Genomic DNA, 7240 nt, shown 5'->3' with positions numbered 1-7240 from the left:
TTCCTACAATAAGATGTTTGATCGAAATTCTTTCAATTAGTTGATTTTGTTTGTCTTGCATTTTAAACTTCATAATAGAGCTTCCTCCTAAGATTGATTTTGTGTTGTGTGTGTATAATCATCTTACAGAGGGGCTCTATTTTTATCAAACGGTAAAAAGAGCTATCTACAGGAATTCTTAATTTTGCAAATAACGGGAAAACTTCCGCTTATTCTTTACTTCCAAGGGGCTGTAATCCAGCTTTTTCGCAGAGTCCGCTTATTCCTAAATAGAATAAACCACCAACATAGTTTACGAGAATAGCCTTAAAAAAATAATCAATTAACAAAATGTCGTTATTTTTTATTACGTATTCTTTTAATTTTTGAATACTATCTATATCATCTAAAGATTTCAATTCGATTTATTCGGAATATCCGCCGGCTTTACTATAATCAAACTGATTTGTATATTGGGAGTAACGGTCATCGTTAATAAAAATATTACCTAAGGTATATACGGCTTGATTTAAGGATTTATTTATTATTCTTAATAGCAGGTAAAGCAGAATATAATTTTTGAAAGTCCTGGTCAACCATTGTAATGCTATTAGGCTTAAATAAGTAAAGTTCCACTTCCTCTAAGGAGCCTTCTTTACTCCGGCGGTTTTCACTATGTAATATGCGCTGTAAATGTGAATGAGTAAAACCTATATGCGTTAATTGCTTAACAAAGGAAGAGTTTAAGTAATATTGATTCGGTTCATAAAACTTTTTGCTTTCTTCATACTTATCTCAGTTGAACTTTTTTGTAAAAACCCCTTTTAATTTGACTTGGAATGTAAAGCCAGGCAAATCTTTTCGTTCCACCGTAACGTTAATGTTTCTCAAATTGTTTTCGTTACTAACAGGCCGGTTTATGATATTAATATCAAATCCGTACTTTTCCTTTACATACTTTTGAACGTCATGATTAGGATTAGCGGTAGATTTACCACAAGCAGTCAATCACATAAGAAAACAGCAGCCTAACAATAATTGAATATTTTTCTTTTCATACGATTCTCCATTGGGAATTTTCTAAAGTAATTATCCAATAGCTTTTTTCAAACCTCAATACAAAAACATTGAAATTGTCCAGAATAAAAAGAAAACCCAAAATATTTGAACCTTATACAGAGTCCATATATTCAATAAAAGAGACCCATAACCACAGAAGAACCTTTTCAGCTCCTTTAAAACAGTATATCTCGTTTATATTTGAGAAAAACTAATTTTGTCTTTAGTGCAGCGACAAAGTCAACTTTCTTCATTATTGATATAGAAGGAATCTGTGCGCTACCATTAAGTGTGTATTATTAAGATGAAGGGATGAGAGCAATGGCTCAATCTAATATAAAAGTAGCTGTTCAGAAGTTTGGGAACTTCCTTAGTTCCATGGTATTGCCGAATATAGCTGCTTTCATTGCATGGGGGTTAATAACTGCACTCTTTATTCCAACTGGCTTCTTTCCGAATGAAAGCCTTGCCAAATTAGTTGGACCAATACTTACCTACCTGCTCCCGCTATTAATCGGTTATACAGGAGGTACGCTTGTTTACGCTCAGCGCGGTGGTGTCGTCGGTGCCATCACAACAATGGGTGTAATTGTTGGGGCAGATATCCCAATGTTCCTCGGCGCTATGATTATGGGACCGCTTGGCGGTTATATCATTAAAAAGTTTGACCAAGCGATTGAAGGAAAAGTAAAAGCCGGATTTGAAATGCTGGTGAATAACTTTTCAGCAGGTATTCTTGGCGGATTTGTTGCAATTTTAGCGTATTTAGCCGTTGGACCTGCTGTTACTGTGTTTACTGGCTGGCTTGTTAAAGGGGTCGATTGGTTATTAGCAACCGGGCTCTTACCATTAACAAGTATCATTATCGAACCTGCAAAGATCTTGTTTTTAAATAACGCCATTAACCATGGTGTACTTTCACCAATTGGGCTGGAACAGGCAAAGCAAACAGGTAAATCAGTACTATTCCTGCTTGAAGCTAACCCTGGGCCAGGTATCGGGGTTCTCCTAGCTTATTGTTTCTTTGGAAAAGGAAATGCCAAAAAGTCAGCACCAGGCGCAGCCATCATTCACTTTTTTGGCGGGATTCATGAAATTTACTTTCCATATATTTTAATGCGTCCAATGTTATTCTTTGCGGTCATTATAGGCGGAATGAGCGGTGTATTTACATTAGTACTATTAGGCGGAGGATTAGTTTCTCCTGCATCACCGGGTAGTATTATTGCAATTTTAGCTGTTACTCCACCGCATGCAAGCACCTATCTTGCCAATATTGCCGGTGTCCTTGTAGCTGGAATTGTTTCCTTTGTTTTATCTTCATTAATATTAAAAACAAGCAAGCAGCAGGATGAGGATATTGAAGAGGCTGCAAGAAAAATGCAGGAAATGAAAGGGAAGAAAAGTTCTGTTGCCAATGTTTTTGCAGCTGATTCAGGCGAAATGCCAGAAAACGTAAGCAAAATAATCTTTGCCTGTGATGCTGGAATGGGTTCCAGTGCAATGGGCGCATCACTTCTTCGTAAAAAAGTGAAAGAGGCTGGACTAGATATCTCTGTTACTAATACGGCAATCAGCAATCTGCCTGCAGATGCCCAGATTGTCATTACACAGGAAGAACTGACGCCAAGAGCACAGAAACAGGTTCCAAATGCCTATCATATTTCGGTTGATAATTTCCTTTCAAGTCCGGAATACGATAATTTAGTGAACCGGTTGAAAAACCCGGAAACAGCCGCACAGCAGGAAATTGTTGAAGAAGCAGAAGCCGTTGTTCCAGGTCCTTCTCAGCAGGACGATGATGCGTTATTGCGAGAGGAAAATATCTTCCTAAATCAAGAATTTTCATCAAAAGAGGAAGCAATCCGCTTTGCCGGCCGTGTATTGGCTGATGCCGGATATGTAAAAGAAAGCTATATTGAAGCCATGATTGAGCGGGATAAAATGACATCTACCTATATGGGGAATGATGTGGCAATCCCGCATGGAACGGAAGAAGCGAAAAAGGATGTTCTTGAATCCGGATTTACTGTTTTACAAGTTCCTAATGGTGTGGACTTTGACGGGAATAAGGTACGATTGATTTTCGGTATTGCCGGTAAAGATGGTACCCATTTAGAGATTTTATCTGGTATTGCAGTTACTTGCTCAGATATGGCTAATATTGAAAAATTAGTTGCAGCTAAGTCAGCGAAGGAAATCATGGATATCTTAAATGATAAATAGAAATGCGAAAGCGCCGCGTCAACATAAGGGTATAGTACAAGACGAGCCGGCAGAAGGCTGTTCTTTAACTTTCTAAGGATGCGTTTGTGACCTTGAGGGGCGTGGCTGCTTGCGCCGGATAGTTTTTCAAAGTTGAAAATTTCATTTATACACTTTCTTCTCTATCGAATAAATGGATGGAATAGAAAAGCCGCAGTCTGCTGTTTTTCTATTCCCTTTTTGCATATTAACTAACCCTGAAATGAGCTGGTAGCATGTATATAACGGCTAGGGAAAAGGCCATTATTGAATTGATCCTTAAAACATCAGGGAAACAGACAGCAGCGTCGATTGCTAATTATTTAAATGTAAGTCCCAGAACCGTACAGCGGGATTTAAAAGCAGTTGAAAAAGTTTTAAATACATTTGATTTGCACTTGGAACGTAATGGGGAAAAGGGCTTATTGATTGAAGGAAAGAATGAACGGATTTTTCGCCTAAGCCAGTATTTAGCCGGCAGCAGTCCGATTAATGAGACACCAAAGGAAAAGAAACTGCAGCTTTTGGTCGCATTAGTTCAGGAGGAGGCTTATAAGATTCAGGCTCTTTCAAGTGATATCGGAGTAAGTGTTACGACATTAACCACCTATTTGGATGAACTGACAGATTGGCTGGACCATTTTAATGTCAAGATCGTAAAAAAACGAGGTGTAGGGATTGATATCGCCGGCTCGGAGTCAGCCAGGCGAAACGCCCTAGCCAATTATATTCTGCTTCACTTTTATGATGAGCTATTTGAAAATCTATTTTTACTGGAAAAGGGAAAATTCCATCAAGAACTGGTGCTGCATTATTTTAAACCTGATTATCTTCTTGCCATCGATCGGTTAGTTAATACTATATTTGGCGGTTCAAGGCTTAGGCTTGCTGATAGCGATTATATTGGATTTGTCGTACATATTTGCATAACGATGCAAAGGACTGAAGACTTCCCGCTTGCTAAAGGGGAGGCAGCATTTTCTGATGAGCTGCAAGATGAATATCAGCTAATGATGGAAATAGAGCGGGACCTTGAAGGAATGTTTCCAATCCAATTGGTCAAAGAAGATATCATCTATTTAGCTGTAATTTTAAAAGGGTCAAAGTTACAGGAAGCGGATGAGATCTCCTATGACAGTATTGTTCTTAGCAAATTGGTTAAAAGCCTGATTGAGGATGTCTCCTCTCAGCTGCACATGGATTTAACTAATGATTTTTCCTTATATCAAGGTCTTTTGGCACATCTGGAACCAGCTATATATCGGATTAAACAACAAATAGGTTTCTTCAATCCCTTAAAAGAGGAAATCATTCAAAAATATCCGATATTATTTATGGCGGTAAAAAACAGTATGGAAAAGGTGCTGCAAGAGATTGGGGATTTTCCAGATGATGAACTTGCGTATATTGTCCTGCATTTTGGATCGGCTCTTGTTATGCGGGAAGAAAAATTATCCATTGATGCCCTGGTGGTATGTCCAACTGGGATTGGAACCTCCAAGATGCTTGCCAGCCGGATTAAAAAGGAAATCCCCGGAATTGACCATATTGATATTAAATCATTTAAAGAGGTCCAGCGGAAAAACTATCTAAAGGATTATGATTTAATTATTTCGACCGTAAAGCTTCCGTTTTTGGACGTCCATTATATTTTGGTATCTCCTCTCTTGACGGAAGAAAATATTCAAATGATTAAGAGCTTTTTAAGAAATAACTTGGAGACATTAACGGAGCATAAGCGGTACGCGGCAATACCAGAGGAAAAACCTCGTTCAAAAACAGGGATTGTTGAAGTACTGCAGGAGTTGAAAGTTGTACAGGAAAGCATTGAAGAATTACTGGGGAATTTTCGTTTCAGCAGGATATCCGCGGTACAGGATCATGAACAAATTGTCCAAAGAATGGTATATGCAGCAGAGAAAGAAGGGCTGCTGTCAAATATAGAGGATGTCTTAGCCTCCTTAAGAGACAGGGGAAAAAAAGGGGGGCTGGGGATTCCCGGAACAGGAATGGCTCTTTTTCACTGCAGGAATCGAAATGTTCATAAGCTTGTATTTCAAATCACCCATTTTGAACATCCTATTTTTGTAAGGGGCATGGACGGTAATGACATGCCTATAAAAAATTTATTACTTATGCTGGCTCCTGAGGAATTAGCAGTCAGACAGCAGGAAATAGTAAGTTTAATTAGCACAAGTTTAATTGAAAGCAATGAAGCAATCCTGGTGTTTTCCTCCGCAAATGAGGAGATGATCCGGGAAAGGCTGGAGACCATTTTTTTGGAATATCTTCATACAAATATTATAAAGGAATGATTGAAATGAAATTAGCCGTCCATTTTGGAGCAGGGAATATTGGAAGAGGATTTATTGGTGCACTTTTTTCACAGTCGGGATATCATGTTACTTTTGTGGATATTGCCGATCAAGTTATTAACCAGTTAAACCAAGAAAAGCAATATCAAGTAAAATTAGCAACCGACGCAAAAGAGAGCATGAAGATTAGTAATGTGTCAGGATTAAATAATGCAACACAGGAACAGGAAGTAGTGGAGGCCATTGGTAAAGCCACTTACCTTACAACAGCTATTGGGCCAAATATTTTGCCCTATATCGCTCCGCTGATGGCAAAGGGGATTACGGAAAGGGTAAAGAAAACGGACGAAAAGCTATATGTCATTGCCTGCGAAAATCAAATCTCAGCGACAGATTTGTTAAAAGGTTATATTTTCGAACATTTAGATGAAGAAACGAAGGCAGCATTAGCGGGAAAAGTCTATTTCTTTAATTCTGCCGTTGACCGGATTGTTCCTGTGCAAAATAATAAAGGCACACTGGACGTATTGGTTGAAACCTATTATGAGTGGGTTGTAGAAGCAAATGAAGAGATCCCGCATGTTGAAGGGATGAAGATTGTACCAGACCTTGCTCCATTTATTGAAAGAAAGCTTTTCACTGTTAATACCGGCCATGCCGTCATTGCATATTTGGGATACTTACAGAATAAAGAAACTATTGACCAGGCTTTAGCGGATGAGGAAATTGTAAAGCAGGTCCGGGCAACACTTGGTGAGACGGGAGCTTATTTGATTAAACAATATGGGTTAAATGCAGACGAACACCAGCAGTATATTGAAAAAATTATTACCCGTTTTAAAAATGCCCATTTACATGATGCCGTGACAAGAGTCGGCCGGTCACCATTAAGAAAACTGGGTCCAAATGACCGTCTTGTAAGGCCGTCCGTAGAAGCAGCAAAGGCAGGACTTTCTTACGAAAATCTTGCAAAGGCTATTGCTTCAGCGCTTTGTTTTGATTATCAGGAAGATTCGGAAGCCGTCAAGCTCCAAGCAATGATCAATGAAAAGGGTGTTGAGGCTGTCCTTCAAGAAGTATCAGGATTAGAAGCAAACAGCGAAATCACTAAAGAGGTTATAAAACAATACGAAGTGATTAAGAAATAATACTTGAAAAGCGGGCGGTTTTCGCCCCTTTTTTTTAAAAAGGGTATTTGTGCACCTTGGGTTTATTCTCAAGGTGTTTACTTATGGGGAGCGAATCACTGGTAATCGGAAAGTTGAAGATAATATTGGCGGCTGAAACAGGTTGGCAGGAGCACTTTGGGTAGCCAAATAAGGTTATTGGCGACTGAAGTTGGTTGGCGGGAGCACTTTGGATAGCCAATCCGAGTTATTGGCGACTGAAACAGGCTGGTGGGAGCACTTTGGGTAGCCAATGAAGGCTATTGGCGACTGAAGCTGGTTGGTGGGAGCACTTTGGGTAGCCAATCCGAGTTATTGGTGACTGAAACAGGCTGGTGGGAGCACTTTGGGTAGCTAATGAAAGTTATTAGCGACTGAAGTTGGTTGGCAGGAGCATCTTGGGTAGCCAATGAAAGCTATTGGCGACTGAAGTTGGTTGGCAGGAGCATCTTGGGTAGCCAATGAAAGCTATTGGCG

General features: G+C 39.3%; 3 protein-coding genes. All 3 read left to right on the top strand.

All coding sequences use genetic code 11. The annotated features are described in order from the left end of the window. Positions 1-1359: 1359 nt before the first annotated feature. The 3 genes from M3183_RS21700 to M3183_RS21690 all read left to right on the top strand — a co-directional run bounded on the left by M3183_RS21700 (position 1360) and on the right by M3183_RS21690 (position 6745). Positions 1360-3264 (top strand): PTS mannitol transporter subunit IICBA, encoded by a 1905-nt coding sequence (locus tag M3183_RS21700; RefSeq protein ID WP_251472907.1) that lies wholly within the window; start codon positions 1360-1362, stop codon positions 3262-3264. A 254-nt stretch (positions 3265-3518) separates the two neighbouring features. Next, on the top strand, positions 3519-5597 hold the full coding sequence (locus M3183_RS21695; RefSeq protein ID WP_251472905.1) for a BglG family transcription antiterminator: 2079 nt from the start codon (positions 3519-3521) through the stop codon (positions 5595-5597). 5 nt (positions 5598-5602) lie between these two features. Beyond that, entirely contained in the window at positions 5603-6745 is a 1143-nt protein-coding gene (locus M3183_RS21690) for a mannitol-1-phosphate 5-dehydrogenase (RefSeq protein ID WP_251472902.1), read from the top strand. The last annotated feature ends 495 nt before the right edge of the window (positions 6746-7240 follow it).

This window comes from Neobacillus mesonae (assembly GCF_023715155.1).
In the GTDB taxonomy this organism is placed as follows: Bacteria; Bacillota; Bacilli; order Bacillales; family Cytobacillaceae; genus Neobacillus; species Neobacillus mesonae_A.
This window is presented reverse-complemented; position numbering and strand designations above follow the sequence as displayed.

Bases quoted from the DNA above. Each gene is read 5' to 3' on its own strand.
- M3183_RS21690 (WP_251472902.1), top strand. From the start codon at position 5,603: ATGAAATTAGCCGTCCATTTTGGAGCAGGGAATATTGGAAGAGGATTT.
- M3183_RS21700 (WP_251472907.1), top strand. From the start codon at position 1,360: ATGGCTCAATCTAATATAAAAGTAGCTGTTCAGAAGTTTGGGAACTTC.
- M3183_RS21695 (WP_251472905.1), top strand. From the start codon at position 3,519: ATGTATATAACGGCTAGGGAAAAGGCCATTATTGAATTGATCCTTAAA.